Source organism: Pontibacter oryzae, from assembly GCF_003576375.1.
GTDB classification, from domain to species: domain Bacteria; phylum Bacteroidota; class Bacteroidia; order Cytophagales; family Hymenobacteraceae; genus Pontibacter; species Pontibacter oryzae.
The window spans coordinates 732,304-758,559 of the sequence record NZ_QWGE01000003.1 but is presented as its reverse complement, the minus strand read 5'-3'; the positions used below and the strand labels follow the sequence as shown (position 1 = coordinate 758,559).

At 52.1% G+C, this 26,256-nt stretch carries 20 protein-coding genes; 11 read left to right on the top strand and 9 right to left on the bottom strand.

Annotated elements, in window-relative coordinates; all coding sequences use genetic code 11:
- Positions 1 to 24: 24 nt before the first annotated feature.
- Both nuoB and D1627_RS12045 read right to left on the bottom strand, forming a co-directional pair.
- The gene (nuoB, locus tag D1627_RS12050; RefSeq protein ID WP_119432476.1) at positions 25 to 573 is read right to left on the bottom strand and encodes an NADH-quinone oxidoreductase subunit NuoB; all 549 of its coding nucleotides are present in this window, start codon (positions 571 to 573) and stop codon (positions 25 to 27) included.
- A 35-nt stretch (positions 574 to 608) separates the two neighbouring features.
- Positions 609 to 1,112: an NADH-quinone oxidoreductase subunit A gene (locus tag D1627_RS12045; protein WP_119432475.1), complete on the bottom strand. Its 504-nt coding sequence runs from the start codon at positions 1,110 to 1,112 to the stop codon at positions 609 to 611.
- 557 nt (positions 1,113 to 1,669) lie between these two features.
- Here D1627_RS12045 and D1627_RS12040 point away from each other — a divergent pair.
- A complete protein-coding gene (locus D1627_RS12040) occupies positions 1,670 to 3,100 on the top strand; it encodes a thioredoxin-like domain-containing protein (protein WP_119432474.1) in 1,431 nt (476 codons plus the stop codon).
- A gap of 50 nt (positions 3,101 to 3,150) precedes the next feature.
- Here the strand turns inward: D1627_RS12040 and D1627_RS12035 are convergent, their stop codons facing one another.
- The gene (locus tag D1627_RS12035; RefSeq protein ID WP_119432473.1) at positions 3,151 to 3,444 is read right to left on the bottom strand and encodes an acylphosphatase; all 294 of its coding nucleotides are present in this window, start codon (positions 3,442 to 3,444) and stop codon (positions 3,151 to 3,153) included.
- 209 nt (positions 3,445 to 3,653) lie between these two features.
- On the opposite strand from D1627_RS12035, the gene sdaAA reads away from it, so the two are divergent.
- The 3 genes from sdaAA (at position 3,654) to D1627_RS12015 (ending at position 9,866) form a co-directional block, all read left to right on the top strand.
- Complete coding sequence (sdaAA, locus tag D1627_RS12030) at positions 3,654 to 4,559, top strand: L-serine ammonia-lyase, iron-sulfur-dependent, subunit alpha (RefSeq protein WP_119432472.1); 906 nt, start codon at positions 3,654 to 3,656, stop codon at positions 4,557 to 4,559.
- Positions 4,560 to 4,831: 272 nt separating this feature from the next.
- Positions 4,832 to 5,803 carry a porphobilinogen synthase gene (hemB, locus tag D1627_RS12025; protein WP_119432471.1) on the top strand — a complete coding sequence of 324 codons (972 nt, stop codon included), beginning with the start codon at positions 4,832 to 4,834 and terminating at the stop codon, positions 5,801 to 5,803.
- Positions 5,804 to 6,098: 295 nt separating this feature from the next.
- Entirely contained in the window at positions 6,099 to 9,866 is a 3,768-nt protein-coding gene (locus D1627_RS12015) for a S8 family serine peptidase (protein ID WP_119432469.1), read from the top strand.
- 158 nt (positions 9,867 to 10,024) lie between these two features.
- On the opposite strand, the gene D1627_RS12010 is transcribed toward D1627_RS12015, so the two are convergent.
- The 5 genes from D1627_RS12010 to D1627_RS11990 all read right to left on the bottom strand — a co-directional run bounded on the left by D1627_RS12010 (position 10,025) and on the right by D1627_RS11990 (position 16,833).
- The gene (locus D1627_RS12010; protein ID WP_119432468.1) at positions 10,025 to 12,535 is read right to left on the bottom strand and encodes a DUF5916 domain-containing protein; all 2,511 of its coding nucleotides are present in this window, start codon (positions 12,533 to 12,535) and stop codon (positions 10,025 to 10,027) included.
- Between the two features lie 261 nt (positions 12,536 to 12,796).
- Complete coding sequence (locus D1627_RS12005; protein WP_119432467.1) at positions 12,797 to 13,174, bottom strand: co-chaperone GroES; 378 nt, start codon at positions 13,172 to 13,174, stop codon at positions 12,797 to 12,799.
- 16 nt (positions 13,175 to 13,190) lie between these two features.
- Positions 13,191 to 13,724, bottom strand: a complete 534-nt coding sequence (locus tag D1627_RS12000; RefSeq protein ID WP_233555613.1) for a hypothetical protein — start codon at positions 13,722 to 13,724, stop codon at positions 13,191 to 13,193.
- A gap of 95 nt (positions 13,725 to 13,819) precedes the next feature.
- The gene (locus tag D1627_RS11995) at positions 13,820 to 15,025 is read right to left on the bottom strand and encodes a homogentisate 1,2-dioxygenase (RefSeq protein WP_119432466.1); all 1,206 of its coding nucleotides are present in this window, start codon (positions 15,023 to 15,025) and stop codon (positions 13,820 to 13,822) included.
- Between the two features lie 155 nt (positions 15,026 to 15,180).
- Positions 15,181 to 16,833: a S41 family peptidase gene (locus D1627_RS11990; RefSeq protein WP_199688429.1), complete on the bottom strand. Its 1,653-nt coding sequence runs from the start codon at positions 16,831 to 16,833 to the stop codon at positions 15,181 to 15,183.
- A gap of 287 nt (positions 16,834 to 17,120) precedes the next feature.
- Here D1627_RS11990 and D1627_RS11985 point away from each other — a divergent pair, with 287 nt between their 5' ends.
- The 6 genes from D1627_RS11985 to def all read left to right on the top strand — a co-directional run bounded on the left by D1627_RS11985 (position 17,121) and on the right by def (position 24,371).
- A complete protein-coding gene (locus tag D1627_RS11985; RefSeq protein ID WP_119432464.1) occupies positions 17,121 to 18,227 on the top strand; it encodes a DUF4856 domain-containing protein in 1,107 nt (368 codons plus the stop codon).
- Between the two features lie 103 nt (positions 18,228 to 18,330).
- On the top strand, positions 18,331 to 19,449 hold the full coding sequence (locus D1627_RS11980) for an imelysin family protein (protein ID WP_147383288.1): 1,119 nt from the start codon (positions 18,331 to 18,333) through the stop codon (positions 19,447 to 19,449).
- A 72-nt stretch (positions 19,450 to 19,521) separates the two neighbouring features.
- A complete protein-coding gene (locus D1627_RS11975) occupies positions 19,522 to 20,898 on the top strand; it encodes an HTTM domain-containing protein (RefSeq protein WP_119432462.1) in 1,377 nt (458 codons plus the stop codon).
- A gap of 6 nt (positions 20,899 to 20,904) precedes the next feature.
- Positions 20,905 to 23,313, top strand: coding sequence for a TonB-dependent receptor (locus D1627_RS11970; protein WP_119432461.1), 2,409 nt, complete (start codon positions 20,905 to 20,907; stop codon positions 23,311 to 23,313).
- A gap of 75 nt (positions 23,314 to 23,388) precedes the next feature.
- Entirely contained in the window at positions 23,389 to 23,805 is a 417-nt protein-coding gene (gene ruvX, locus D1627_RS11965) for a Holliday junction resolvase RuvX (RefSeq protein WP_119432460.1), read from the top strand.
- On the top strand, positions 23,802 to 24,371 hold the full coding sequence (gene def / locus D1627_RS11960; protein ID WP_119432459.1) for a peptide deformylase: 570 nt from the start codon (positions 23,802 to 23,804) through the stop codon (positions 24,369 to 24,371). The genes ruvX and def overlap by 4 nt, the downstream gene beginning before the upstream one ends.
- A gap of 56 nt (positions 24,372 to 24,427) precedes the next feature.
- Here def and D1627_RS11955 read toward each other — a convergent pair whose 3' ends face one another.
- Positions 24,428 to 24,862 carry a VOC family protein gene (locus D1627_RS11955; protein ID WP_119432556.1) on the bottom strand — a complete coding sequence of 145 codons (435 nt, stop codon included), beginning with the start codon at positions 24,860 to 24,862 and terminating at the stop codon, positions 24,428 to 24,430.
- 414 nt (positions 24,863 to 25,276) lie between these two features.
- Here D1627_RS11955 and D1627_RS11950 point away from each other — a divergent pair, with 414 nt between their 5' ends.
- Positions 25,277 to 26,248, top strand: coding sequence for a zinc dependent phospholipase C family protein (locus D1627_RS11950; RefSeq protein WP_119432458.1), 972 nt, complete (start codon positions 25,277 to 25,279; stop codon positions 26,246 to 26,248).
- Positions 26,249 to 26,256 lie beyond the last annotated feature (8 nt).

Sequence of the window (26,256 nt, the reverse complement as noted above, 5' to 3'; positions counted from 1 at the left end):
TGAGTGAATGAGCGATTGAGTGATTTAAGCACTTTCCTGATTTGCTGCTTCTGCTGCTGCCATACGTTTGGCCATGATCTGCTGCACGGCTCTTGGGGCGCGTATACTTTCTTTCCGGATAATTTCCTGCAACTGCAAAAAACCACCGATCAGCGCTTCAGGCCTTGGCGGGCAACCTGGCACATAAACATCCACAGGTATAATGCGGTCTACGCCTTTTACCACATGGTAACCGTGCTCCCAGTACGGGCCGCCGCAGTTCGAGCAACTCCCCATCGAGATCACGTAGCGCGGCTCGGGCATTTGCTCATACAGGCGGCGCACGCGGTCGGCCATTTTAAAGGTAACCGTACCTGCCACAATCATCACATCCGATTGCCTTGGCGAGGCGCGCGGTATCACGCCAAACCTATCCAGGTCGTAACCCGAGGCATACGCCCCCATCATCTCAATGGCACAGCAGGCCAGGCCAAAACCCATCGGGAACAACGAGGTCAGTCGCGCCCAGTTAAGCAGGTCGTCCAGTTTGGTGATCACTACACCGCCTTCTCCGGTTTTATCTAGGTTGTTCAATCAGAAATAAAAATTTAAGCTGATGCGCTGTTTAACTATAGTTCCTCAGGTTTTTGCGCTGATTTATACTTACGCTCGTTTACACGCTGGTAAACGTCCATGGGTATTTTAGAGCGGCTCTGCGGAAGTATAGGTTTCGGCTTGATCCAGTCGAGGTGGCCTTTGGCCCAGGCATAAGCCAGCCCCAGCACCAGCACCCCAATAAAGATGAACATCTCTACTAAAGAGAACCAGCCCCACACGCCGTCTGTGGCCTCCACCAGTTCGCGGCGCCCAAAAACTGTAGCCCACGGAAACAGAAAAGCCAACTCCACATCAAACACGATAAAGATAAGCGCCACCACGTAAAAGCGCGGGTTAAACTGCACCCAAGCATTGCCGATGGGCTCCTCACCACTCTCGTAAGTGGCCAGTTTTTCCGGGTTCGGGTTTTTAGGCCGCAACAGCCCGCTGGTAAACAAGCCTATTACCACAAAAATTGCCCCGCCTACCAGGAAAAGCAGTATCGTTCCGAAGTCTGAAGTATAAGTTTCTGCCATTGTATTGCAGCTGTTTAGGCAAATTTACGATAAATTACCATACTTGCCTTACCTGCAACCTAGCTAAACTGCGTCTATACTTTGACTTGAAACGAGCAATAACAACGCAAGCCGAACCGAACCCGAAACCTACAGCTTCATAAAGCACTTTGCGGATATAACATTAAATGAAGTATGGTTTTATAGCTGAAGACACAGCAAGGACAGGTCGCGACCTGTCCCTACAATGCGGCTCCAGTTTCATGGACAGGAGCTATCTGAAATGATCCCAGTTTTTCCGTGAGGCGCCTTGTAGATTTTCGGTGCCGCGTCAGCGGTAGCCGTAAGGCAGGAAATGTACACCGCGCCGAATGGGAAAACGAGCCCCCGCGGGCTAGAGCGCACCAAAGCAAGAATTAAAACGATAGGCAATTAAGACTGAGGATGAAAAATAGCCCGGAGGAATAATCCCAAAGTATAACTTACATCGGTTTGCAGATCCGCAACATCACCCAAGCACCAATTAAAACATTTATACTTACACACCGGTACAATAACCGCTACTAAACCCCACCACCATGCGTACAGGCCGTACCAACGCCCCGGAAATCAACACGCCCTTCGGCTGGCTCAACACCGACCAGAGCTGGTCTATCCAGGACTTCAGGAACAAAATCGTGTTGCTGGATTTCTGGACCCTGGGTTGCATAAACTGCCAGCACATCATACCTGACCTCAAGCGGCTGGAAGAGGAGTTTACCGATGTGCTGGTTGTGGTTGGTGTGCATTCCGCCAAATTCGATGCCGAACAGCAAAGCGAAACTATACAGCAGGCCATTCAGAAATTCGGGATCGGGCACCCGGTTGTAAACGATGCCGATACGCGCATCTGGTATCAGTATGGCATACGCGCCTGGCCTACCACCGTGCTCATAGACCCGAAAGGCCGCGTAGTGGGGCAGCATGCCGGCGAGGATGTATATAACACCGTAAAGCCATACATTGAGCAGTTGCAGGAAGAGTTTGCCGACCAGCTTAACCGCGAGCCTATCCGTTTCCACGTGGATCGGCAAACTCCGCCGCTTAGCCAGCTATACTTCCCGTCTAAGTTAATTGCTGATGCCAGTGGCGCTATTTACCTGGCCGATAGCGGACACAACCGCATCCTTAAACTAAACCAGCAGGGGCAGATGTTGGAGGTAATCGGTAGCGGCGAGCAGGGTTTTCTAAATGGGAACTATGATGAGGCAACTTTCTACGAGCCGCACGGCATGGCGTTGCACCACGATTTCCTGTATGTGGCCGATGCCAAAAACAACGCCATCCGGAAGGTAGACCTGAAAAGCAAAACTGTAAGCACCGCCGCCGGCACCGGGGAGCTGGGCTACTATTTTCTGCAGGATAAGCTAAACGTGCCCGTAAACCCAAACAGCCCCTGGGATTTGCTCATACTTGGCGATTACCTCTACATTGCCAGTGCCGGCAACCACCAGATCCTGCGCATGGATTTGGAAACAGAGAAAGTATACCGCTATGCCGGCTCCGGCCGCGAAGCCCTCGGCGACGGCCCCCTGCTCGAAGCCTGCTTCAACCAACCCAGCGGACTGGCCAACAAGGGCCCGGTACTTTATGTAGCCGATGCCGAGGCAAGCGCCATCCGGACGGTAAACACCGAAACAGACATGGTACTGACTCCGCTTGGCCGTGGCCTTTTTGATTTTGGTGACGTGGATGGGCACACCGACGAGGCGCTGCTGCAACATGCCGTCGGCTTGGAGGTAATCGACAACGACATCTACATTGCTGATACTTACAATGGCAAAATAAAAGTGCTGGACCTGCAGCGCAACCGCCTGCGCACGCTATGCAGCGGCCTGCACGAGCCCAACGATGTGCTTTTCCTGAATGGCCAACTCTGGATAAGCAGCACCAACAGCCACCAACTGTTTAAAGTAGACATGCACTCCGGCGAGAAGCAAGAAGTGAAGGTTAATTTTGATAAAGTATAGATCTTCTCTCTGCTGCTATGGAGTAAGCGTCCGCTAAAAAACCACTCCTTCTACCGCCGTTGCTCAAACCCATCAAACTTTCCTAAGCCTTCTTTCTCCTCCACTTCCACCTTCTCCACCTGTGCGCGGCTGGGCCCTTGGTGCACCCATTGCTCCAGTTGTTTTAGAGTAGCAGGCTCTCCTTCAGCTTCTAAGTACACGCTGCCGTCGGGCTCATTACGCACGAAACCCAAAAGGCTTAATTCTTGTGCCTTTTCCTGCGTACTCGCCCTAAAGAACACACCTTGCACTTTGCCGTACACGCGCATAGCTACCCGTCTTCTGTTTCCCTCCTGCTTGTTCATAAGTTATTTATCAAAGTATGATGCTGTAGATAAAGCTTTAAAACGTAATAGTAATAGAGGAGTTTATACTTATAAGTAGCTGCCTCCGAACAATTAGCAGGGTAGCTTTTGTTGAGAACAGGGCACTTGTAGTTGCTTCGCGAAATTGTAGCTATATTGGCGCCCCTTGATTAAAAAACGACTTACACACTGGAGAAAGGATTAAAACTATGTCATTACTATTCACTGATTTTAAAAGCTGGGAAAAGCACTGCGCCGATACCGGAGAGCCGCTTTACCAGCCTGTATTAGCATACGAGATCGATCAGAAAGGCCGCACCGAGGAATTTATCTGGGAGAATATCGGGAACGCGTTTGAGGTGATGAAAGACGCCGTTAAAACCGGCCTGACTGAAGACATGAAGTCGCGCTCAGGCATGGTAAACAACGGTGCCAAGAAAGTAGCTCGATCACCAGTAACAGTGCTCTCGCCTGAGTTCCAGATGCTGGTATCGCGGGCGCTGGGCGCCAAGGAGGTAAACTCATGCATGGGCCGCGTGGTAGCAGCACCAACTGCCGGCGCTTCGGGCATACTTCCCGGCACACTTACCACCTTGCAGGAGCTACACGGGCTGGATGACAGAAAAATACATGAAGGATTGTTGGTTGCCGCTGGCGTGGCTCTCATTATCGAGCAAAATGCCTCCCTGGCCGGTGCCGTGGGCGGTTGCCAGGCCGAAACAGGCAGCGCCGCCGCTATGGCCGCCGGGGCTATTGTGTATTGTCTGGGTGGCAACGTGCAAGAGGTATTTAATGCTGTAGCCATTACGATCCAATGTATGCTTGGCCTTGTTTGCGACCCTGTTGCCGGCCTGGTTGAGGTGCCTTGCATTGTGCGCAACGCCAGTGCCGCCGCCATCGCTTTCTCCTCGGCGCAGCTGGCCATTGCCGGCGTAGACCCGGTTATCCCTGTAGACCAGTGCGTAGCCGCCCTCGGTGAGGTAGGCGAAAGTATGGAGCGCAAGTATAAAGAGACTGCCGAAGGCGGCTTGGCCAACACGCCGCGCGCCCGCGAAATAGAGAACTTTGTGCTGGTGCAGGATGTAGAGATCCTGCCGGATGAAGACGAAGATTAACTGTTAAGCAAAGCATTCTAGAGTTAATATTGAGATTTCAACTACTAAAAAATGCTGCCACAGAACCGTGTCAGCATTTTTTATGGCCGCATACTTCTAGCCGCGTGCCGATTTATACTTTGCAGCCAACGCATTGCCGGCTTATACTTTCCGAACTCTCTCTGCCCGACAAACACCACGGTTGGCACCACAAACGATCAGCAATTCTGTAATTTAAGCCGTACCTTTGCAGCAACTTGAATCAGAATGTTTTTCTGTAAAACCATACATCTATGATCAGAAGACCGAGACGTAACCGCCAAACCGAGGTAATTCGCAACCTGGTGCAGGAAACTACACTTGGCGTAAACGATTTTATACAGCCCCTTTTCGTCATCGAAGGCCAAAACCAGCGCGTAGAGGTTGCCTCTATGCCAGGCATCAGCCGCTTTTCCATCGATACCTTGCAGGAGGAGATTGCCACCTGCGTGGACTTAGGCATCACAGCCTTCGCCCCTTTCCCGAGCATTCCGGAGCAGCTTAAGGATAAGTATGCTACCGAAAGCTATAATGCAAACGGCCTTTACACCAAAGCCATCTGCGAGATTAAGAAGAACTTCCCGCAGGTAGCGCTTTTCACTGATGTAGCCATGGACCCTTACAGCTCCGACGGCCACGATGGTATAGTGGAGAACGGTGAGATACTGAACGATGAAACGCTGGAAGTGCTGGGCAAAATGGCGCTGGCGCAAGCCGAGGCCGGTGCCGACGTGATCGCCCCTTCCGACATGATGGATGGCCGCGTGGCGCATATCCGCCACGTGCTGGATGAAAATGGCTTCCAGAAGGTTGGTATTATGAGCTACACGGCAAAGTATGCCAGCGCATTTTACGGCCCGTTCCGCGACGCCCTTTCATCAGCTCCCAAAAAAGGCGATAAGAAAACCTACCAGATGAACCCGGCCAACAGCCGCGAAGCCCTGCTGGAAGCTGAGCTGGACATTTTGGAAGGAGCTGATTACCTGATGGTGAAACCTGCGCTGGCTTACCTGGATATTATTAAGCTGCTGCGCGAGCACTCGCAGTTGCCTATTGCCGCCTACAACGTAAGCGGGGAGTATGCCATGGTGAAGGCCGCCGCCGAGCGTGGCTGGCTGGATGGCGAGAAAGCCATGCTGGAAAGCCTAATGAGCATCAAGCGCGCCGGTGCCGACATCATACTTTCATACTTTGCCAAGGACTTTGCCAAGTACCTGAAAAGGTAATTTGTACTTGAAATCCATACTTTACTGAAGCGCTCCGGTTAAAGCCGGAGCGCTTTTTTTATGATCACTCGTAATTTACCGGTACCAAAAGACACCGTCGCTAGGCAGCCAACTTTAAGTAAACTTCCCCAGGCAGGTAGTATAGTCGGCTGCATACTTTGGCATTCTACCTCCAACTGATCCCACAAAAAGGCATATAACAGTGCAATTTTATCCTTCATAAAGGAACATCTTTGGCTTTATCGTGCTTTAATAGTATCTTAAGAGATAGAAAAAACTCTACCCAACTATTTTTATGAGAAGATTGAGCCTTTGGCTTGTTGCGCTAAGTCTTGCAACGGGCACTACGGCACTTGCACAGCGCGGCTCCACCCCTATGCGGGCCAATACCAAAGCTTTGCAACGTATTGCCACCTCTGCTGAAAAGGATTATAAAACCAACCGTGCCAAGGCACTGGAACTGGCACGTGCGCGTGGTTGGGTAATTGAGCGATCATATAAAGACGGTACGCATGTCTCGTTGCAAGGCCTCGACGCCACTGGGCTCCCCATCTACTATATCACTTATAACAACTCTAACTCGGCGGCAACCACTAAAACGGACCAGCTTTGGGCTGGCGGCTCGTTGGGCCTTAGCCTGAACGGCAGCAGCAGCAGCGTGGCCAACAAACTGGCCATCTGGGACGGTGGCCGCGTGCGCGCCACGCACCAGGAGCTAAAAGGGCGTGTTACCCAGAAAGACAACACCCGCACCGATAACGACCATGCCACACACGTGGCAGGCACCATGATGGCCAGCGGCCTGAACCCACTGGCTAAAGGAATGGCCTTTGGGTATAAATCGTTGCAGGCCTATGATTTTAACGGCGACGAGGCCGAGATGGCCGCCGCTGCCAAAGACCTGCTGGTATCGAACCACTCGTATGGCAGCATTAGCGGCTGGCGCTATAACTCGGATCGTAAAGGCACCGCCGAAGACCCTTACTGGGAGTGGTGGGGCAATACCGATGTAAGCCCGAACGAAGATTACAAGTTCGGCTATTACGATGATGGCGCGGCCGCCTGGGATGAGATTGCCTATAACGCCCCTTACTACCTGATTGTGAAGTCTTCTGGCAACAACCGTAGCGAAACCGGCCCTGCTGTGGGGCAGCCATACTATCAGCGTAACAGCACCGGCTCCTTCAAACTCATCGAATCGCGGCCGGCTTCCCTTAGCCCTAACAACAGTTATGATATTATCTCTACCACTGGCACGGCTAAAAACATACTTACCGTTGGTGCCATAGCTCCTATCTCTGATGGGTATAACCAGGCTTCTGATGCCAAGATATCCTCCTTCAGTTCGTGGGGGCCTACGGATGATGGCCGCATTAAACCGGATGTGGTAGGAAGCGGCGTAACCGTGCTATCGACGGTAGCCACTAACGACAGAAGCTACCAGGTTTTGAGCGGTACGTCTATGTCATCGCCGAACGTGGCTGGCACCATGCTACTGCTGCAGGAGCATTATGCCAACCTCAACAACGGCAGTTTTATGCGCGCGGCCACGCTTAAGGGTCTTGCCATCCATACTACGGATGAGGCGGGTACGCAACCTGGCCCAGACTATATGTATGGCTGGGGCGTAGTAAACGCAGAGCTTGCCGCACAGGTTATCAGCAACACCCGCAACAACCACCTGCTGCAGGAGCGCACATTGGTGCAAGGCCAGACGCAGACGTTAGAAGTAACCGCTTCGGGTGCAGGACCGCTAAAGGTGACCATTTCCTGGACCGATCCGCAGGCAGTCGTTACGGCTATAGGCTCTAACGTGCTGAACAACCGTGCCCCTAAACTGATTAATGACCTGGATGTACGCGTAAGCGGGAACAGCAAAAACTACACTCCCTGGACGCTGGACCCCGCCGCACCTGCCAACCCAGCCGTACCCGGCGATAATGTGTTGGATAATGTGGAGCAAGTGCTCGTAGCCGATGCCGTTCCGGGGAAAACCTACACCATCACTATCCGCCACAAAGGCACGTTGCAACAAGGGCCGCAGGCCTACGCGCTGCTAGTGAGCGGCGTGGGAGGCACAGCAGTATGCGCCAGTGCTCCGGCCACCAACCAGGGCGCTAAGATCACGAAGGTTACTTTAGGAAGTGAGTCGTTGGATATATCCGGTAACTGCACTACCTACCGCGACCTGACCAATACCGTTTTCAGTTTTGAGCCAAGCCAGACCAAGCAGCTGCAGGTGCAGCTAGGCTCCTGCGGGGCCGATGCCGCCAAAATAACCAAGGTGTTTATAGACTGGAACGGCAACGGCAGCTTTGCCGATGCCAGCGAGGAGGCCGCAACATCCGAGATTATTAACGGTGACGGCACATTTACGGCCAGCATCACGGCGCCGGGCTCGGTGCGCCAAGGCGAGAAAGTGCGTATGCGTGTGGTGGCCCAAAATGCCAGCAACGCCAGCGCAGTTAGCGCCTGCGGCAGCGGCAACCTCGGCGAAACGCAGGACTACTTAGTTCAATTTGTACAGCCAGCTAAGGATGTGGCTATTACCAGTATCTTGCCAACAGGCGTTACCTCGCTCTGTGCCTCTGCTTCGCAAAAGGTATTGGTAACCCTCCGAAATGCAGGAGCAAGTTCGCAATCGAATATCCCGGTAAGTATAGAAGTACGCAAAAACGGCACTACACTAAAAACGCTTACCGGCACATTTAAGGGCACGCTTCCACCTTATGGCCGGGCAGAACTGCTTTTAGAAGACAGTTTCAGTACAGAAGCTGGCGCTACGTATGAACTTTTAGCGACAGCCACACTACAAGCCGATGCCGTGGAAAGCAACAACCAGCGAGGCTACACCTTTACAGTAGCCGCCAATTCCGAAGCACCGATAGACCCTTCTGCCTTCCGTTGCGGCTCCGACCCGCAGTATACTTTATCTGCAGAAGGCAGTGGCACCCCTTATTGGTATACTTCACTAACTAGCACTACGCCTGTGGCTGCTGGCAACCAGGTACAAGCTCCAGTATCTACTATAGGGACTACCCTGTTTGCCGCCTTCGATGACTTTGCTGGTACCGTGGGTGTGGCTAACAAGAGCACATTTGCAGGAGGAAACTATAACCAGTTTAGCCCGGATGTTTTGGTGCAAGCTAAAGCACCGTTGCTGCTGGAGCAGGCCCGCCTCTACATTGGCAACAGCGGCAAAATCACCTTTACGGTATACGATAGCAATGGTGCACCGGTATCGGCCCGCACGCTCAGCGTAACTGCCACTTCGTCCACGCCAGCCGCAGGAGTCAGCAACAACGACCCTGCCGACCAGGGCCAGGTATACTACCTGGGGCTGGAGCTACCAAAGGCCGGAGAGTATAGCATCGCGATCTCTTATGAGGATGGGGCCACCATTTTCAGGAACAATAGCGGGGTATCCGGGTATCCGTTTCAGGTGAGCAATGTATTTGCCATTACGGGCAACACGGCCACCACCACGCCAGAGGCCTACTACTACTATTTTTACGACCTAAAAGTACGCTCGCTGGGTTGCCCGAGTCCGCGCACCGCTGTTACCATCAAAACCGGCACCCCACTTAGCCAGCCAAGCGTAGCGCGCAGCGGCCAGGAATTGGTATCTAGCGCGGCAGAAGGCAACCAATGGTATTTAGATGGCGAGGCAGTGAAAAATGCTACCGGCAAAAACTTTAGCCCAACTGAAAGCGGCAAGTATAGCGTGATGGTCTTTAAAGACGGCTGCGTTTCCGAGATGTCGTTGGCATACAGCTATGAGTTGGAGAGCGCCGAGAACAATGCTGGCCCCGAGCTAATTGTGTTCCCGAACCCGAGCAACGATGGGTACTTTAACTACTCCGTGGAAACCGGTGCGCCTGAAAACCTAACACTTACTGTAACCGACATGCTGGGCAAGCAACTCTATGCTGCCTCAGTAAAAAGCATAAACGGCCAGTACAGAGGCTCTTTCGATATTTCGGAAGGTGCTAACGGGCTTTACATCGTGCGCCTGCAACACGGGGATAAGGTATATACCCGTAAAGTAATGATTAGCAGATAAAATAATAACTCTTACCTTTTTACTACCCTAACAGTCAAATAGCCGGCGCTGCCTCAGCGCCGGCTATTTTTATACTTGCCCTTCCAAAGTATACTTTACACTTCGAGAAGTATGCTCCTGAGCCTGCTGCTGAAAACTAAATCAGCCTAAGTATAACCCTAAGAATTGGCAAGCTTGCGCTTCAGGGTGAGGTAATCCAAATAGTAAAGTACTTTTATGGAGAAGGTGCTGCTTTGCGGGGAGCTTAGCGTGTGCGAGAAGTTATCCAGATAGTATGGGTCCACGATGTTCCGGTTCTCCTCGAAAGCGTTTTTCCAGACAATGCTGATCTCGCTGCCGGGTGCAAACCACCACGAGTAAACCATGTCCAGGTTAAAGGAGTTGTAGTTTACGTTTGGCGAGTCGTCGGGGCCATAAGTATAGGCGTATGGCTCCAGGGCGCCGCTTTTCTCCAACAAGTAGAAATCGTTATAAATAACCTTGCTCCAGTTGTGCCAGGCGCGCAACCGCAACGACATCCGGTTGTTGAAAATATAGCTTCCCGAGAGACTATTATAAACAGAATTTACTTCACGCCGGCCAAACACCACATCTGCATCGCGTAGCTCGTTGCCTTCCTCGTCCTCGTGCCGGACAATGTCCACAAAACCGATATCGTCGGCCCTGTTGCTGGATTCAAAGCTGTAGTTAAAGCTGAGCTGATTGTTTACCCTAAAGCGCGGCGAGAGACTATACCCAAAGGTGCGCCGGTTGTTCTCCTTAAAGGTGCGGTACCACGTGCTGACATCCAGGGCCAGGCGCTTGCGGTAATCCGATGACGCCCAGCCACTGACATTGTAATTAACCGGGTAGGCATAGACCCTGCCCTGCATGCGCGGCTCAAAAAAATCGTTGGTGCGCACGGGCTCCAGGTTCATGTTAAGGCCGGCACTCAAGAAATTCTTAAACGTGCCGTTCACGTTCCCGAAGATCACGAAATTCTGAAACTCATCGGGCCTGAAGCGGCGCTCGTGCACTGCCCCGATCGTAGTATAAAGATTGAGCAGCTTCCAGAACGGATCGTAGATGTTGTAGGAGAAGTATACTTCCTGCTCCGAGGAGTTATTTCTGAAAAGTATGCCCAGGTCGTTGGGGTTATACTTGTCGGAGCGCAGCACGTGCGAGGCCCCAAACTGGAAATTGCCGCTTACTTTAGACAGGCCCAGCCGGTACATATAGCCACGCTCAGTTTCGTCGGGGTGGAACTGCTGGCTCAGGGCTGCTTTGCCGTCGATGGCATACTTGTTCCCTTTGTTGGCCACCCTGAAAAGCAAGCCGGTTAGGTTGGCATCATAAGAAGAGCCCTGCCGCATCACGTTGGTGTTTACCAGCGTTACGAAGGAGTTGTTCTTCAGGGATTGGTCAAAAACGGCGATGTTATAGTTGGTAAGCGGCTGCGTTTTAACCTTCAGGCTGTTGCCTTCCTTGTCGCGCAGCTCGGCGTACTGCTCTCCTACCACTGCGTTAAACACCCCAATGCCCAAACCGGATTTGGTGCGCCCCGATACTTTGGTGCCGTTGATCATCTTGGTTTCGGAAGGGTTAGACACGATGTCGTAGCCTTCGTAGGCATCATCATACACCAAACCTGAATTGATGGGTCTGCCGCCGATGCGCCGAGAGTAAAAGAAATCGCCTTTGTTAAACAGCTCGGTGCCCTCCAGGAAGAAAGGCCGGTTCTCGCTGAACTGCTGCTCAAAAGCCGTCAGGTTAAGCACGCGGTTATCAGACTGCACCTGGCTAAAGTCGGGGATCAGGGTCATGTCCAGGGTAAACGCATCGCTGATGCCATACTTCAGGTCCATGCCGCCGCTCAGGTTGTAATCATACTTGTGGGTGGTGCTGCCGCCCTCGTGCTGCACCGGATAGCGCTCCATGTACGTGGAGATGTATGGCGTGAAGGATAGGCGCAGCGGCGCCTCTATGTTGCTGAGCCCTTCCAGCTTGCCCCACTGGTTGGCGAAGCCGTCTTTGGCCGGGTCTACGTAGTTCCAGAAGAAAGCCTCGCGCGTGGATTGCCGGTTGCGCATAAAGTTGATGCCCCACACCTGCTCCGGCTGGCTGCTGAAGCGAATGGCTGAGTAAGGTATCTTCAGCTCGGCTACCCAGCTGGTCTCGTTCAGTTTGGTGCTGCTTTCCCATACGGCGTTCCAGCTCCAGTCCTCGCCATTGGAGGAGTAGCGGGCATCCAGCTGCACGCCTTCCGGAGTGATCAGAAAGCCAAACCCGTTGATTTGGTCTAAGTATGGGTCCAGGAAAATCCCGAAGAAGTCTGTGTTGCCCAGGTCGTCGCGGCGGCCCAGTTCCCGGAAGATCGAGTCCTGCGACACATCGTGCATGATGGCTCCTACATAGATAGCGGCATCGTCGTAAAGTATGCGCACCTCGGTGGGGTGCTTCTCCAGGGGGCCGGGGTTGGGCCTGTTCTTGATAAACTGCGTCGCGATCTCGGCTTGCTGCCACACAGGCTCATTTAGCTCTCCGTCTATCTTCGGGGCTTGCTCTACACGTAGCGCCCGCATACTTTTTTGTGGGTAGTTATACTTTTTGGCCTGGTCTTGTTTTTTATCCTGCGCTTCTGCTGCAAAGCACAGCAATAGCATGACTGGCAACAGTAATAGTTTCTTCATAGAGTCCGGAAATGAATGGCTAGCGTACGTGATATAATAGATGCAGCACCAAAGGCAAAAGTTGCTTCTGGAGGACACTATTTTTTTAATGTTTAAACATGTCTTGAGGTGCTACTGGTTTATATCACTAAAGTATGAAATCTGATAATCACACGCTGAATTATTGCTGGATTACACCTTTCGTTACAAACTTCCCCAAACACAAAAAGGCCATACTTGCAACACTGCAAGTATGGCCTTTTTGCATAAATGACTTGCTGGCTAAAGATCTTCTTCACGCACCAGCATCAGCACTGCCGACTGCGGCACGATAAAGTATTTCTCGCCGAGGTAGTTGATCTCAATGGCATCGCGCTGCAGGTAAATGGCCAAGTCGCCTTCTCTTGCCTGAAGCGGGATGTAGCGCACCTCTTCCTCCTCCTGCCCCCACGATTCCTCATCGTAGCCGAAGTCTGCCGGAATCGGGTAGCCTGGGCCCACTTTCATAATATAGCCTTCCTGCACCTTTTCTTTTTCCTGCACGCCAGGCGGCAAGTATAAACCAGTCTTGGTTTGGTCGCGGGCGGTTTTGGGCTTTATGAGCACGCGGTCGCCTACTATGATGATCTTCTCTAACTTATTATCTTCTGAAATCCTCATTTGTAACGTATGCATCTTATAACGGATCTGCGGTTACTTTAAAGCGCATGTCGGCTTTAATAGTAATATCCTTTGATATGGCTTTTCTGAGCGCTGCTTTGGTTCTGATAGTATAACTATCTCCTTTAATGTACTTATCCAGCTTGGCGTTGGTAGACTCTAAGGTTAGTTCTGTCTGGCCTTCCGGCACTGCATCCAGATAAGCAATCTTTACTTCCGGTTCATCCTCGCTGGAAATGTATAGCTCGATTCGCTCCAGGAAATCAAAATTCTGTCCTTCCGGGTCCGTAACTTTTAGCGAGAGTCTGTTCAGGGTAACATCCTTTACCAGTTCAGCACGGGTCTTGTTGTTCTTGAATTTCTCCTCGGAGTTAGTAGTGATCGTAAACGGTGTGGCCGGCACTAGCACGCCCAATGGAAAGTCCGACTCAATTGTAAAAGTTTCCTCTTCGTTTATGTAGAAGGTCAGCAGGTCATCAATCTTGTCACAGGCTACTGCTGCCAGGGCTACCATCATTACTACAGCCATTGCTACTCTTCTCATCATCATTGTAAAATTATATAAGGGTGAAAAACAATTGCGGCGAGAGATACCAGCACCTGAGCACCTTCTCTCCCGCCGCAAGTTACAAAACTAGAAGCAGTTTAGTCAAACATATCTCCTTTGCGCACGTTTCCAGTGCCGTGCTCGTTCCAGCTCATCGGGTAGTTTTCGTCCAGGTAAGGTAGCGCGTCCACGGTTAAGTGTAGTGGCTTGAAGGTGTCTACCATCACGGCATACTCCTCGGTTTCCTTCTTGCCAATACTTGCCTCCACGGTACCCGGGTGCGGCCCGTGCGGAATTCCTCCTGGGTGGATGGTAAACGAACCCCGGTCCACGCCTTTGCGGCTCATAAAGTTGCCCTCCACATAGTATAGCACCTCATCGGAGTCTACGTTGGAGTGATTGTAGGGCGCAGGGATGGACAGCGGGTGGTAATCGAAGAGGCGCGGCACAAACGAGCAGATCACGAAGTTATGCGCCTCGAAGGTCTGGTGCACGGGAGGCGGCTGGTGTATGCGGCCGGTAATCGGCTCAAAATCCTTGATGTTGAACGCGTAGGGGTAGAAATAGCCATCCCAGCCCACAGCATCGAAAGGGCTGAAGTTATAGTAAAACTGGTGCAGCTCGCCTTCTTTCTTTACTTGTACCAGCCGCTCGCCCGGGCCGGTTTCGGTGTTGAGCTCCACGGGTGGGCGCATGTCGCGCTCACAGAATGGGGAGTGCTCCAGCAGTTGGCCAAAGTGATTGCGGTAGCGGCGAGGCGTTTCTATCGGGCTGAAAGACTCTATTACCAGCAGCCTTACCTGGTTCTCGCTCTTATCGAAGCGGAATTTATGGATAACGGTGCGCGGGATAACCAGGTAGTCGCCGGGGCCAAACGGGATGCGGCCCATCTGGGTAAGCAGGTCGCCGGTTCCGTCGTGCACAAACACTACTTCATCGGCCTGGGCGTTTTTATAGTAATAGTCCATTTCCTGCTCCGAGGGGTTGCAAAGGCTGATGGCCACATCGTTGTTAAAGAGCATGGTTTTGCGGGCGCTCAGGTAGTCGGGGCCGGTGGCGTTTACCTCTACGGTGCGCAGGTGCTGCGGCGCCAGCTTTACGCCCTCGGCACGCTTTGGCGCATAAGGCCTGGGCTCCCCGATGCGGCTGATCTGCGTGGGCGGGTTAATATGGTACAGCAAAGACGAAACGCCGCTAAAGCCCAGCGTGCCCACCAGCTGCTCTGCGTATAAGCTGCCGTCGGGTTGCCGGAACTGCGTGTGCCGCTTGTGTGGCACCTCCCCGAGTTTATAGTAATAGGCCATGTATGATTAGTTTTAAGGTGTCGTTGGGTTTGGAGCTGAAAGTACAGGGCATCAGGCACGTGGCCTTTTACACTGCCCAGTTCCCGTACGTTCAATCAAAAGTTAATCAATAAGTATAAACCTAGTAGCCGAAGGTTATTTTAGCCAACATATACTTACATATTGCCTGCCGCCAGCTTGCCTGCCCGGCTGAAGTACTTCAGGGCCTGCTGAAACTCTTCGTCCGACTCGTGCAGCACCGGGAAGAAGCCAGCATTGCCATACACGCTTCGGCCAATAAAGGCTTTCAGGTTGTTGCGTAGCAGGTTTTTGGATCGTTTGAACTGCGCATCGTTGTACTCTACCCCCGAGGCACGCGCCATTTTAACAACTTCCTGCAGCATGTTCTCGGTTACCTCAAAGCTCTTCTGGAACTTCTCGAAAGGCATTTTCTCAAGCTCCTTTTTATGCTTTTGGTAGTATGATAAAGTATACTCCCGGATAATGTTCTTGTTATACAGCTGGCTCAGGTACTCGGATAGCTCTGTGGTATCGCGGGGCACAAACACATCGGGCATAATGCCGCCGCCGCCATACACGGCGCGCCCCTTCAGGGTTTTATACTTCAGAGAGTCCACAAACAGGCTGCTATCGGGGTGGAAGTACTCGCCGTTCTCGAAGCGGTTCAGAATATCCATCTGGTAGTCTTCCGCGCCGTGGGTATATGGCTTTTGAATGGAGCGGCCACTTGGTGTATAGTAGCGCGAGATGGTGAGACGCAGCTCAGAGCCATCGTTTAGCGGGATCGGCATTTGCACCAGGCCTTTGCCAAATGAGCGGCGGCCCACAATCAGGGCACGATCATTGTCCTGCAGGGCACCGGCCACAATTTCGGAGGCCGAGGCGCTGCCTTCGTCCAGCAGCACGATCAGCGGGCCGTTCTCGAAAATACCGCGGCGCTCGGCAAATGTCTTGGAATCATACTTGTTACCTTTGCCATCGGTATACACGATCAGCTTATCGCCAGAGATAAACTCATCAGCCATGCGGATGGCGTGGTCCATGTAACCGCCAGGGTTGCCGCGCAAGTCCAGTATAAGTTGCTCCAGCCCTTTTCCTTTCAGGCTTACCAGCGCTTCCTTAAACTCCTCGTAGGTATTGGCCGAGAAGCGGCTCACCTTAATATAGCCCGTCTTCTTATCTACCATATAGCTCACATCCACGGAGTAAGTCGGGATCTTGCTACGCTCAATCGTAAAGTTCAGCGGCTTTTTAAGCGCTTTGCGAAGTATAGTCAGGTTTACCTGGGTGCCTTTTCTCCCGCGCAGGCGCTTAAACACTCCTTCGTTGTTAATGCCTATGCCGGCTACATTCTCCTGGTTCACTTTAATGATTTTATCGCCAGCCTGTATGCCTGCCGCCTCGGAAGGGCCGCCGCTCAGGGGCGTTATCACATAAATGGTGTCTTTAAAGATATTAAACTCAATACCGATGCCTTCAAAGTCGCCCTCTAGGTAGGACCGTGCCATGGCCAGCTCGTCAGCAGGAATGTAGGCTGTGTGCGGGTCTAGCTTTTCCAGCATTTCAGTGATTGCGAAGTCAGTAAGTTCCTCAATATCCACAGTGTCCACGTAATCGCGGTCTATATAGCTTAGTATATCCCTGAACTTCAGGTAACTTTTGGCTGTGCCCTGTGGGTTATTGGGCGATGGAGAGAAGGTTGTGGCTCCCAGCAACACGCCTATTACAAGCGCCATACCTATAATAAATGGCAATTTTATCTGAAATGGTGAGTTTCGGATCTTATCTCTCTCGTCCTCTTTCTCCATCATATCCATAGTTTTATTCTGATTTGTTTGGTGAGCCGGCACAGCAAGGGGCCGGCATGCAGTACGGTAATTTACCTTAAATATACTGAGGTGCCCTATATCTATACAAATTCAAAATTGTTAAAGTTGCGACTGGCGCTGCATAGTCATCCGGTGCATCTAGGTCAATGTTTATACACTGTATAGCTTATTTAAAATTATTCCAAATAAAGCTTGCCTAGATTAGAATAGCCTTTTAGCTTTGCATCACTATTTTAAATCAGTCTAAATAAAGAGATAAAATACCTATGCTTACCACCCTTAGAAGGCACACTACGTTAGCACTTATTGGGCTTGCAGCCTGCGTTTCGTTTACTTCTTGCTCTGATGACGAAGACGATACTGTTTCTTATCAAGTACCTGCCACTTATAACTTCGAGAACGTAAACTACTCTGGCCAGACAGCGCGTATAGCCATGCTTGATGAGTTGAACAACTACATCAAGACAGCGAATGCCGGCGCTCCCCTGGATGCTCAGAAGCTGCAGAACATGTACAGCAACACTGGCCAGCCATTCAGCGATGCCAGCCTGAATGCATCTGGTAAACAACTGAAAAACAAGACTGCCCTTACTGCTCAGCCGGTTTTTGAGCAACTCCTGACAGATGTGGCTTCTGCCAGCCAAAATGCCAATACAAACGCAACAAATGGCACAGCGGGTATACTTACCTCAACTACAGACAACACCAAAAAGTACTTTGTAAGCGCCAAAGGCGTGGAGTATGGCCAGGTTATCCAGAAGGGCCTGATGGGCGCCGTGTTCTATAGCCAGGCTGTTGATGGTTACCTCTCTACTGAGAAAATAGGCCCTGCCGTAGACAACACTACCGTAACGCCGGGCGAAGGCACTACCATGGAGCACCACTGGGACGAAGCTTTCGGTTACTTCGGTGCGCCAAAAGACTTCCCGACAAACGTAACGGACACGAAATACTGGGCTAACTACAGCAACCAGGTTAACCTTGCCCTGGGTAGCAACAAAGTGTTGATGGATGCCTTCCTGAAGGGCCGCGCCGCCATCTCGGCCAAAGACATGAAAGCCAAGGACGAGGCTATCGCCACCATCCGCACCGAGTGGGAGCGTCTGGTAGCCGCCTCTGCCATACATGAGCTGAATGCCGCCAAAAACAACCTGGCTGACCAAGCTAAGAAGAGCCATTACCTTTCTGAGGCTATTGGCTTTGTGATGGGCCTGCAGTATAAGACAGACCGCAAACTAACCGATGCTAAGTATCAGGAAGTGAGAGCGGCCATTGGAGAGAACCTGTACAATACTACCGCTGACAATATTAATACCGCCATCAACATCCTAAGCACTACTTATGGCATGGATAGCATTAAGGGCCAGCTATAAGCAAGCAGCCGCAGATTTTAGAGAGCAATAAAGCAGACGCAGCAGCTTGGGGTTCATCTATCCCGGGCTGCTGCCTTTCTCGTTTAAAAAGCAATATATCCTCATGAAGTTTAATTTCAGAAAGTATAGTTTAGTGGCATTAGCCAGTGCAGCGCTGTTGAGCAGTTGCAGCTCCTCGGACGGCGAATCCGCGCCAGCTGACACCTACGACCGCGATGCCATGGTGGCCCATTATGCCGACAACCTGATTATACCGGCATACGCCACCTTCAGTGCGAAGGCCGAGGCCATGCACACAGCCATTAATGCGTTTGCAGCCACACCTACCGCAGTAAACCTACAGGCGGCCCGCGCCGCCTACCTGGATGCCTACACGGCTTGGCAGGATGCAAGTGTATTTGAGTTTGGCCCAGCCAGCGACCAACTGCTGCGCACTAACCTGAACATTTACCCTACCTCATCCGCCGAGATCGAGGCAAACATTACTGCGGGAACTTACGACCTACAAGCTGCCGCTAACCTGGATGCCAAAGGCTTCCCAGCCCTGGACTACCTGCTTTACAATGCCGCTGATGCCACGCTGCTGGAGCAGTACACTAACGCTGCCAACGCAGCCAAGCGCAAAAAGTACCTGCAGGATGTAAGCGCATTGATAAAGCAGCGCGCAGCTGCAACATACCAGGGTTGGACAAACGGAGGCTATACTTCTACCTTTAAACAAGCCAAGGGCACAGCGGTTGGCAGCGCCATTGGCAGCCTAGTAAACGAGCTTAACCAGGACATCGACAATACAAAGCGAAATAAAATCGGTTTCCCGAGCGGCAGGTTTTCGCAAGGAACCACCCTTCCGGACAGAGTAGAAGCTTACTATAGCCAGAGCTTTTCGCTGGAGCTGTTAAAGCGCAGCATTAAAGCCGAGAAAGCCGTGTTCATGGGCATGACAACCAACGGCACCAACGGCCCGGGTCTGGACGATTATCTGGATTACGTGAAAGCGCCCTACGGACAAGGCTTGTTATCCGATGCCATTGAGCAGCAATTTGATGCCGCACTAGCTGCTGTAAATGCTATTCAAGAGCCATTGGTGCAAGCCGTTAATACGCAGCCGCAAGCCGTAACAAAAGCATACGACGAGTTACAGAAGCTCATCGTGCTCACCAAAACCGACATGCCGTCTGCCCTGGGCGTAACCATTACCTACAACGATAGCGACGGCGACTAAGCCATTATACTTTACCCTGCGCCGGCAGCAACCGGCGTGGGCTTTCTCAGGTTATCACAGCACGCATACTTTATGCTCCAAAAGCTCAAACCATACCTAACGGCTCAAGTATCGGCGGCTCCGCTGGCGGTGTTCCGGGTTATTTTCGGGGGGATGATGCTGGCCAGCATTCTGCGCTTTATGGCAAAAGGCTGGGTAACCGACCTGTACGTAACACCTAAAGTATACTTCCCCTACTACGGTTTTGAGTGGGTGCAGCCCCTCGGCGAAACAGGCATGCACGCCCTATTTATACTGATGGCGCTGGCTGCGCTCGGCCTGATGCTGGGTTTGTTCTACCGTTTGTCGGCGGTGCTGTTTTTCCTGAGCTTTACCTACGTCGAGCTCATCGATAAAACCAATTACCTTAACCACTACTACTTTGTAAGCGTGGTGGCGCTGCTGCTGGTGCTGGTGCCGGCGCATCGGCATTTCTCGCTGGATGTGTTGCGCAAGCCGCATACCTGGGTGAGCCACGTGCCGCGCTGGGCCGTGCTTATTTTTAAGCTGCAACTGGGGCTGGTATACTTCTACGCCGGCTTAGCCAAACTGCACCCTGACTGGCTGCTGGAGGCCATGCCGCTGCGCTACTGGCTGCCTGCCCACACGCACCTGCCGCTTATCGGCACGTGGCTGGATAAAGCATGGATAGCTTACCTGTTCTGCTGGTTTGGCGCGTTTTACGACCTCACCATCCCGTTTTTCCTGAGCTGGCGCAAGAGCAGGCTTGTGGCTTATGCCACGGTAATCGTGTTTCATGTGCTCACGGCCGTGCTGTTCCAGATCGGTATGTTCCCATACATCATGATGGTGAGCACCCTGATTTTCTTCTCTGAGAAGTTTCATGAGCGGCTGCTGCAAGGGCTCAAAGGTATAACCCGCGCGCGCACTCCCGCTTTCCAGAGATATAGCCATACAACCGCGCAGCCCATACTTTTATACTTGCTGGCACTGCATTTTGCCGTGCAGGCATTGGTACCATGGCGCTTTATACTTTACCCCGGCCAGTTGTTCTGGACCGAGCAAGGCTACCGCTTCTCGTGGCGCGTAATGCTGATGGAGAAAACCGGGACAGCCTTTTTCTACGTCCGTGATCCGAAGACAGGCCGCGAGACCGAGATCAATAACCGTGACTACCTGACCGTGAACCAGGAAAAGCAGGTAGCCACTCAACCCGACATGATGGTGCAGTATGCCCATTTGCTGAAGCAGGATTTTGCCAGCCGTGGCATAGCCAATGCTGAAGTGCGTGCCGAGATTTATGTCGCTATGAATGGGCGTGGCAGCAGGCTTTTTATCGACCCAACCGTTAACTTAGCGGCCGAGAAAGACAGCTTCCTGCCAAAAGCCTGGATTTTACCTTTAAACCCAAACACAGCCCCTCCGCAAGATGCATTGGGGCAGAATTAATATCTGATGCGCGTTACGTTTATAATTGCCCTCATACTTTGCAGCCTGTCTGCTGTGGCCCAGACCTTTTCCGTTTCCGGCAACATAACCAGCGCTGGCAGCCAAAAGCCTGTGACGCAGGCTGAGGTCTTGTTAACCAATACCGGCATGCTGGTAAAGGCTGATTCCAAAGGAGCTTATACTATAGACGGCTTGGTGCCCGGCACCTATACTTTAACGGCCTATAGCGTTGGCTGGGGCTCGGCTACGCAGCAGGTTAGCATCCGCAATGGCAACGCCATACTTCACTTTGAACTGAAGCCCCTGGAAGGCAAACTCCGCGAGGTAAATGTGAAGGGCGAGCGCGAAAAAACCTTTGGTATTACCCGCCTCAATTCTGTGGAGGGTGCTGCTATCTACGAAGGAAAGAAAAGCGAGGTAGTGGTGCTCAGTGATGTTACAGCCAACAAAGCCACCAACAACAGCCGGCAAGTGTTTGCCAAGGTGGCCGGCCTTAACATCTGGGAAAGCGATGGAGCCGGCATTCAGCTTGGCATTGGGGGCCGCGGCCTTAGCCCTAACCGCACATCCAACTTTAACACGCGCCAAAACGGCTACGATATTTCGGCTGATGCGCTCGGCTACCCCGAAAGCTACTACACCCCGCCTACCGAGGCACTGGACCGCATAGAGGTGGTGCGCGGCGCGGCATCCCTGCAGTACGGCACGCAGTTTGGCGGCATGGTTAACTTTGTAATGAAAGAAGGCCCGGAGGATAAACCCTTTGAATTGACAACCCGACAGACCGCTGGCTCCTGGGGCCTCTTTAATTCCTTTAACAGCATTGGCGGCACAAAGGGTAATTTGCACTACTATGGCTACTACCAGTACAAGCGCGGCGACGGCTGGCGCGATAATTCTGGATTTGAGGCACATACTGCTTTTAGCTCAGTACACTACAAGCCAAACTCTAAACTGGAAATAGGCTTTGATTATACGTACATGGATTACCTGGCCCAGCAACCCGGCGGCTTAACTGACCTTGAGTTTAACCAGGATGCGCAACAATCGAAGCGTGACCGAAACTGGTTTAAGGTGAACTGGAACCTGCTGGCCCTAACGCTGGACTATCGCTTGGCCGAACGCACCAAGCTGAACGTGCGCAATTTCGGTTTACTTGCCCAGCGTGATGCCTTAGGCTACATGGGCAAGATAAACCGCCCCGACGACCTGACCGCGCCCCGCACACTACTGCAGGATAAGTTCCGGAACGTGGGCAACGAAACGCGCCTCATCCACCGCTACGACCTAGGCAACTCTTTCTCCACGCTGTTAGTAGGCGGGCGCTATTACCGTGGCTTTACCGACCAACAGCAGGGCGATGGCTCTGTGGCCTCTAACGCTGACTTTAATTATTACACCGAGGTTAACGGCCCGAACACCTCCAGCTACGACTACTTGAGCCAGAACACAGCTCTTTTTGCCGAGAATATCTTTAACATCACCCCAAAGCTAAGTATTACCCCTGGCCTGCGCTACGAGTGGATTAACACCAATGCCGATGGCAGCTACCGAGACCAGAAAAAGGACCAGGCAGGTAACGTTGTATATGATGAAGTGGTGCCGGAAGAACGCAGCAATACCCGCCATGTGTTTCTGATGGGCCTAGGCCTGAGCTATAAAGCCAGCGATGCGATGGAAGTATACGCCAACTTTTCGCAGAACTACCGCGCCATCAACTTTAACGATATGCGCGTGGTAAACCCTAATGTGGTACCAGACCAAAACTTGCAGGACGAGAGCGGCTACAGTGCCGACCTGGGCTTGCGCGGCAATAAGAGCGGCCTGCTGAACTATGATGCCAGCCTGTTTTACCTGGCTTATAAAGACCGCATTAACTTTAAAAAAATACAGGGCACCACAGACCGCATCCGCACCAACATCGGCGACTCGTACCATTACGGCCTGGAAACCTTCGCGGAGGCTGACCTCCTGAAACTATACTATGGCGCGGAGCACCCATCCAGCCTCTCGGCCTTCTCCAACATTACGCTGGTGCATACGGTGTATAGCTCCCCGGACAAGACCGTAGACGGCAACCAGGTGGAGCTGGCCCCAGCGCTCATCGCCAAGGCCGGCCTGGCTTTCAAGCGCAACAACTTTAAGCTGGCCTACCAATACAGCTATACTTCGGAGCAATACACCGATGCGGAAAACTCAATACTGGAGCCAACCGCCGTGGTGGGCAAAATACCGGCGTACTGGGTTATGGACCTTTCGGGAAGCTATACATATAAGCGCTTCACGCTGGAGTCCGGCATCAACAACCTGACGGATAACCGCTACTTTACGCGCCGTGCCACAGGATACCCTGGCCCCGGCATTATCCCTTCGGATGCCCGCAGCTACTATGTTACCCTAGAGTTTAAACTGTAAGTATAAGGCCGCCGCAACGGGCAGTTAACAAGCAAACATTAAATTCCTTACCTTTGCGGCACAAGCATTTATACTATGGGCAGGATTTTAGCGATTGATTATGGCACCAAGCGTGTGGGACTGGCAGTAACAGACCCACTGCAGATAATCGCGAACCCGCTAGAAACCGTTCACGCCAAAGATGTGTTAGCCTACCTGAAGGCCTACATGCAGCGCGAACCCGTGGATGCTATGGTATTAGGCATGCCCAAGCGCCTGACCGGCGAGCCAACCGATGCCACACAGCATGTGGTAGGCTTCCATAGGAAGCTGGAAAAGGAGTTCCCTGGTATTCCGGTACACTTAGCCGATGAACGCTTTACCTCTAAAATGGCGCAACAGGCCATGCTTGCCGGCGGCATGAAGAAAAAAGACCGCCAGGATAAAGGCACTGTTGACCGCCTGAGCGCCACCATTATTTTACAGTCGTATTTAGAAAGCAGAAGCATATGATTTACCCAATTGTTGCCTACGGCGACCCTGTACTGAAAGAAGTAGCAGAAGACATTCCGCAGGACTTTCCTAACCTGAAGGAGTTGATCGAAGACATGTACACTACTATGTACCATGCGCATGGCGTGGGCCTGGCAGCTCCGCAGATCGGCAAAAGTATTCGCTTGTTCGTGATCGATTCTGAGCCAATGATGGATGATGAAGACGAAGGAAAAGGCGTGAAAAAAGCTTTTATCAACCCGGAGATTATAGAGGAAGACGGTGAGGAATGGGGCTTTGAGGAAGGCTGCCTGAGCATACCTGGCGTGCGCGAGGTGGTTTACCGCCCGGAGCGCATCGTTATCCGTTACTTCGATGAGGAGTGGAACGAGCACACCGACACCTATGATGGCATGACGGCCCGCGTTATCCAGCACGAGTACGACCACGTGGAAGGCATACTCTTCACGGATTTAGTTTCCGGCCTTAAAAAACGCCTGATCAAGAACAAGCTGACCAAGATATCGAAAGGCGAAGTGGACGCTGATTATAAGATGAGCTTTCCGGGGCTGTCTAAAAAGCGCTAGCCATGTATAACTTGTAAGCAAATGCCAGCCCCGTTACTGTGGCTGGCATTTGTGTTTTATTGCTCTTCTTGATTGTAATCGTAGTTTACCATCCATTGTATGCCAAACTTATCGGTGAACATGCCAAAGTAGGCGCCCCAGAAGGTCTTGTTGAGCGGCATGGTTACGTTGCCTCCCGCAGACAAACCGTTGAAAAGCCTTTCGGCCTCCTCCTCGCTGTCGGTGTTGATAGAGATAGAGAAGTTGTTTCCTGCCACGGTTGCCTGCCCAAAGGCTTCCGAAGAATCGCTGCCCATCAGCACGGTTTCCTGGCTGATCGGGAGTGAGATATGCATGATCTTGTTAACTTCCGCTTCTGGCAAAGGCTCATCAGAAGGCATGTCTTTAAACCGGCCCACATACGGGAACTCGCCCCCGAATACAGATCTGTAGAAATTGAATGCCTCCTCGCAATTGCCGCTAAAGGTTAGGTAAGGGTTGATGGTTGCCATTTTGTTTATCGAGTTTTGTGGAATAATGAGCACCTAAGATAAGGCTTTGCGCAGCAAAAACCAGTGGCTTATACTTTATGGTAGGCATCCTACGTGCTTCAGGTATGCCTTATACGTTCGCAGTTTTCAGCTTTTTCTTATACATGAGCCAACCCAAAGTGCAGGTATAATGGCGCTGACTCACGGATATGAAAGCGCGTGGCCCTCTATACTTGCACCGGAAAAGTGGTTCGGTAATATTATACCACCGAACGTAAGGCAAGAGCAGACCAATAAGAGGGAGATCAGGTCTGCTGCTAGCAACTCCACTATTCCTAAGCCTTTAAAGCTCTACAACTGACAACACACTGTACTATATAAAATAATTATACTTGATGTAACCTTGAGAATCAGCACTTCCCGTAAAAGGCAAGTATGAGAAGGCCAGCCATAAGTATACTTTTGCTAATTACACTTCTGCTGCCGCTCCAGGCTTATACCTGGGGCTTTTTTGCGCACCAGCGCATTAACCGGCTGGCTGTATTTACCTTGCCTCCCGAGCTGTTCGGGTTCTATAAAAAGCATATCCGCTACATCACCGAAAACGCCGTGAACCCCGATCGCCGCCGCTACGCCGTGGCCAACGAGGCTGCACGCCACTACATCGACCTGGATGTGTACGGCGACAGCGCCCTGTACAAACTGCCCCGCTACTGGCAGCAAGCCCTGAAAAAGTATGGCGAAGACACCCTGCAGGCCAACGGCATCGTGCCCTGGCACATCAGCCTGATGAAGTATCAGCTAACCCAAGCCTTTAAAGAGCGTAACGCCGACCGCATCCTGCGCCTGAGCACCGAGCTGGGCCATTATGTAGCCGATGCCTGCGTGCCGCTGCACACTACCCGCAACTACAACGGCCAGCTAACCGGACAGCGGGGCATACACGCTTTCTGGGAAACGCGCCTGCCCGAGCTTTACTCCGATTCCTATGACTTTTTTATAGGCCAGCCCGAGTACATTGCGCAGCCCCAGCTCAAGGCATGGCAACTGGTTGGCAGTGCCCACCTGGCCCTTGATTCGGTTTTATTCTTTGAGAAGCAGCTAACGCAGGAGTTTGACGAAGAGAAGAAGTATAGCTACGAGATACGAAGCAACCAGACCACCCGGGTTTACTCCCGCGCTTTTTCGGAAGCCTACAGCCGCAAGCTGAACGGGCAGGTAGAGCGCCAGATGCGTTTGGCCATCCATACCATTGCCAGCTTCTGGTACACTGCCTGGGTAGATGCCGGCCAACCCGACCTAAGCACCTTGGGTAGCCCGTCGGCGGCGGAGTTGCAGCGCCTTGAAATGGAGAAGCAGGAGTATGAGCACGGCGCCCACAAGCCGCGCGAGGAAGGCGTGCAGTAACACGAAAC

What these genes read in the sequence shown, in the direction of transcription:
- D1627_RS12045 (WP_119432475.1), bottom strand. Translation starts at nt 1,112, where the DNA reads ATGGCAGAAACTTATACTTCAGACTTCGGAACGATACTGCTTTTCCTG.
- D1627_RS12040 (WP_119432474.1), top strand. Translation starts at nt 1,670, where the DNA reads ATGCGTACAGGCCGTACCAACGCCCCGGAAATCAACACGCCCTTCGGC.
- D1627_RS12035 (WP_119432473.1), bottom strand. Translation starts at nt 3,444, where the DNA reads ATGAACAAGCAGGAGGGAAACAGAAGACGGGTAGCTATGCGCGTGTAC.
- sdaAA (WP_119432472.1), top strand. Translation starts at nt 3,654, where the DNA reads ATGTCATTACTATTCACTGATTTTAAAAGCTGGGAAAAGCACTGCGCC.
- hemB (WP_119432471.1), top strand. Translation starts at nt 4,832, where the DNA reads ATGATCAGAAGACCGAGACGTAACCGCCAAACCGAGGTAATTCGCAAC.
- D1627_RS12015 (WP_119432469.1), top strand. Translation starts at nt 6,099, where the DNA reads ATGAGAAGATTGAGCCTTTGGCTTGTTGCGCTAAGTCTTGCAACGGGC.
- D1627_RS12010 (WP_119432468.1), bottom strand. Translation starts at nt 12,535, where the DNA reads ATGAAGAAACTATTACTGTTGCCAGTCATGCTATTGCTGTGCTTTGCA.
- D1627_RS12005 (WP_119432467.1), bottom strand. Translation starts at nt 13,174, where the DNA reads ATGAGGATTTCAGAAGATAATAAGTTAGAGAAGATCATCATAGTAGGC.
- D1627_RS12000 (WP_233555613.1), bottom strand. Translation starts at nt 13,724, where the DNA reads ATGATGATGAGAAGAGTAGCAATGGCTGTAGTAATGATGGTAGCCCTG.
- D1627_RS11995 (WP_119432466.1), bottom strand. Translation starts at nt 15,025, where the DNA reads ATGGCCTATTACTATAAACTCGGGGAGGTGCCACACAAGCGGCACACG.
- D1627_RS11990 (WP_199688429.1), bottom strand. Translation starts at nt 16,833, where the DNA reads ATGGAGAAAGAGGACGAGAGAGATAAGATCCGAAACTCACCATTTCAG.
- D1627_RS11985 (WP_119432464.1), top strand. Translation starts at nt 17,121, where the DNA reads ATGCTTACCACCCTTAGAAGGCACACTACGTTAGCACTTATTGGGCTT.
- D1627_RS11980 (WP_147383288.1), top strand. Translation starts at nt 18,331, where the DNA reads ATGAAGTTTAATTTCAGAAAGTATAGTTTAGTGGCATTAGCCAGTGCA.
- D1627_RS11975 (WP_119432462.1), top strand. Translation starts at nt 19,522, where the DNA reads ATGCTCCAAAAGCTCAAACCATACCTAACGGCTCAAGTATCGGCGGCT.
- D1627_RS11970 (WP_119432461.1), top strand. Translation starts at nt 20,905, where the DNA reads ATGCGCGTTACGTTTATAATTGCCCTCATACTTTGCAGCCTGTCTGCT.
- ruvX (WP_119432460.1), top strand. Translation starts at nt 23,389, where the DNA reads ATGGGCAGGATTTTAGCGATTGATTATGGCACCAAGCGTGTGGGACTG.
- def (WP_119432459.1), top strand. Translation starts at nt 23,802, where the DNA reads ATGATTTACCCAATTGTTGCCTACGGCGACCCTGTACTGAAAGAAGTA.
- D1627_RS11955 (WP_119432556.1), bottom strand. Translation starts at nt 24,862, where the DNA reads ATGGCAACCATCAACCCTTACCTAACCTTTAGCGGCAATTGCGAGGAG.
- D1627_RS11950 (WP_119432458.1), top strand. Translation starts at nt 25,277, where the DNA reads ATGAGAAGGCCAGCCATAAGTATACTTTTGCTAATTACACTTCTGCTG.